Source organism: Kitasatospora sp. NPDC015120 (genome assembly GCF_043080305.1).
Lineage (GTDB): Bacteria > Actinomycetota > Actinomycetes > Streptomycetales > Streptomycetaceae > Kitasatospora.
The window spans coordinates 1-3,149 of sequence record NZ_JBIBVJ010000053.1 but is presented as its reverse complement, the minus strand read 5'-3'; the positions used below and the strand labels follow the sequence as shown (position 1 = coordinate 3,149).

The 3,149-nt window shown below is 54.6% G+C and carries 2 rRNA genes; both read right to left on the bottom strand.

Features of this window, described 5'->3' with window-relative positions:
* Window positions 1–2,746, bottom strand: a 23S ribosomal RNA gene (locus ACF1AK_RS36170); the annotation flags it as partial.
* A 345-nt stretch (window positions 2,747–3,091) separates the two neighbouring features.
* A 16S ribosomal RNA gene (locus ACF1AK_RS36165) occupies window positions 3,092–3,149 on the bottom strand; the annotation flags it as partial.

Here is a 3,149-nt window from a genome sequence, read left to right as displayed (position 1 = left end):
GAGCCGACATCGAGGTGCCAAACCATCCCGTCGATATGGACTCTTGGGGAAGATCAGCCTGTTATCCCCGGGGTACCTTTTATCCGTTGAGCGACACCGCTTCCACTTGCCGGTGCCGGATCACTAGTCCCGACTTTCGTCCCTGCTCGACCTGTCAGTCTCACAGTCAAGCTCCCTTGTGCACTTGCACTCGACACCTGATTGCCAACCAGGCTGAGGGAACCTTTGGGCGCCTCCGTTACATTTTGGGAGGCAACCGCCCCAGTTAAACTACCCACCAGGCACTGTCCCTGAACCAGATCATGGTCCGAGGTTAGAGGTCCAATTCGATCAGAGTGGTATTTCAACAACGACTCCACGATAACTGGCGTCACCGTTTCACAGTCTCCCACCTATCCTACACAAACCGAACCGAACACCAATACCAAGCTGTAGTGAAGGTCCCGGGGTCTTTTCGTCCTGCCGCGCGTAACGAGCATCTTTACTCGTAATGCAATTTCGCCGAGTCTACGGTTGAGACAGCTGAGAAGTCGTTACGCCATTCGTGCAGGTCGGAACTTACCCGACAAGGAATTTCGCTACCTTAGGATGGTTATAGTTACCACCGCCGTTTACTGGGGCTTAAATTCTCAGCTTCGCTCCCGAAGGAACTAACCGGTCCTCTTAACCTTCCAGCACCGGGCAGGCGTCAGTCCGTATACATCGTCTTACGACTTCGCACGGACCTGTGTTTTTAGTAAACAGTCGCTTCTCACTGGTCTCTGCGGCCCCACCCAGCTCAGACAGTAAATGTCGTCACCAGACAGGGCCCCCCTTCTCCCGAAGTTACGGGGGCATTTTGCCGAGTTCCTTAACCATAGTTATCTCGATCGCCTTAGTATTCTCTACCTGACCACCTGTGTCGGTTTGGGGTACGGGCCGTGTGAAAGCTCGCTAGAGGCTTTTCTCGGCAGCATAGGATCACTGAATTCGCCTCAATCGGCTACGCATCACGTCTCAGGCTATGTGCGACCCGGATTTGCCTAGGTCACGCCCTACACGCTTACACCAGTATTACCACTGACTGGCTCAGCTACCTTCCTGCGTCACCCCATCGCTTGGCTACTACCAGATCAGGTCCCATGCATCCACCAACTCGAGACCCGAAGGTCTTCTCGTGGCTTCAGGATGGTTAGTATCACTGATTCACCATGGGCGCGTTCACACGGGTACGGGAATATCAACCCGTTGTCCATCGGCTACGCCTGTCGGCCTCGTCTTAGGTCCCGACTCACCCTGGGCGGATTAACCTGGCCCAGGAACCCTTGGTCATTCGGCGGACGAGTTTCTCACTCGTCTTTCGCTACTCATGCCTGCATTCTCACTCGTGTGGCCTCCACGGCTAGGTCACCCTGCCGCTTCCATGGCCACACGACGCTCCCCTACCCATCCACACACCTGCCAGAAAATCCTTGGATCAACTGGGGGCTATTGCGTGAATGCCGCAGCTTCGGTGGTGTACTTGAGCCCCGCTACATTGTCGGCGCAGGATCACTTGACCAGTGAGCTATTACGCACTCTTTCAAGGGTGGCTGCTTCTAAGCCAACCTCCTGGTTGTCTTCGCGACCCCACATCCTTTTCCACTTAGTACACGCTTAGGGACCTTAGCTGGCGATCTGGGCTGTTTCCCTCTCGACTACGAACCTTATCGCCCGCAGTCTCACTGCCGCGCTCTCACTCACCGGCATTCGGAGTTTGGCTGATTTCGGTAAGCTTGTGGGCCCCCTAGACCATCCAGTAGCTCTACCTCCGGTGAGAAACACGCGACGCTGCACCTAAATGCATTTCGGGGAGAACCAGCTATCACGGAGTTTGATTGGCCTTTCACCCCTACCCACAACTCATCCCCTCAGTTTTCAACCTAAGTGGGTTCGGTCCTCCACGACGTCTTACCGTCGCTTCAACCTGGCCATGGGTAGATCACTCCGCTTCGGGTCTAGAGCATGCCACTGACTCGCCCTATTCGGACTCGCTTTCGCTACGGCTACCCCACACGGGTTAACCTCGCGACATGCCACTAACTCGCAGGCTCATTCTTCAAAAGGCACGCCATCACCCCCAGCAGTAAACTGCTCGAAGGCTCTGACGGATTGTAAGCGCACGGTTTCAGGTACTATTTCACTCCCCTCCCGGGGTACTTTTCACCTTTCCCTCACGGTACTAGTCCGCTATCGGTCACCAGGGAGTATTCAGGCTTATCGGGTGGTCCCGACAGATTCACACCAGATTTCACGGGCCCGGTGCTACTTGGGTTTCCATTACAACAGTCACAAAGTTTTCGTGTACGGGATTCTCACCCTCTACGACAGGCCGTTCCAGACCACTTCCACTAACCCTGTGATTTCTTACTGTTGGCCAACACGGCAGTATTGACAAAATGAACCCCACAACCCCACGAATGCAACACCTGCCGGCTATCACACACCCATGGTTTAGCCTCTTCCGCTTTCGCTCGCCACTACTCACGGAATCACGGTTGTTTTCTCTTCCTGTGGGTACTGAGATGTTTCACTTCCCCACGTTCCCTCCACACGCCCTATATATTCAGGCGCGGGTAACACGACATCACTCGTGCTGGGTTTCCCCATTCGGACATCCTCGGATCACAGCTCGGTTGACAGCTCCCCGAGGCTTATCGCAGCCTCCTACGTCCTTCATCGGCTCCTGGTGCCAAGGCATCCACCGTACGCTCTTCATTACTTACAACAAAGATGCTCGCGTCCACTGTGCAGTTCTCAAACAACACACAACCCCAGAACTCCCGTGAGCACCAGCCGAAAAAACACTGACCGAAATCAATGCAACTCCGCGGTATGACCCACATTCCAGTGTTGTCGTTACTTCCTTCGAGGAAACACTCGCGTGTTCTCTCAGGACCCAACAGTATGCCGATATATTGTTCGTCGGTTTCCCACAGAGGAGAAACCGTACGACGATCAAGTTTGTCAGCGTCCACCCATGAGCTCCTGCCGGACCACAAGTGGATCCGAAACAGGCTCTGCCAACCAACCATCCACCTGTGTGGACGTTGTGTTGGAGAATGCTCCTTAGAAAGGAGGTGATCCAGCCGCACCTTCCGGTACGGCTACCTTGTTACGACTTCGTCCCA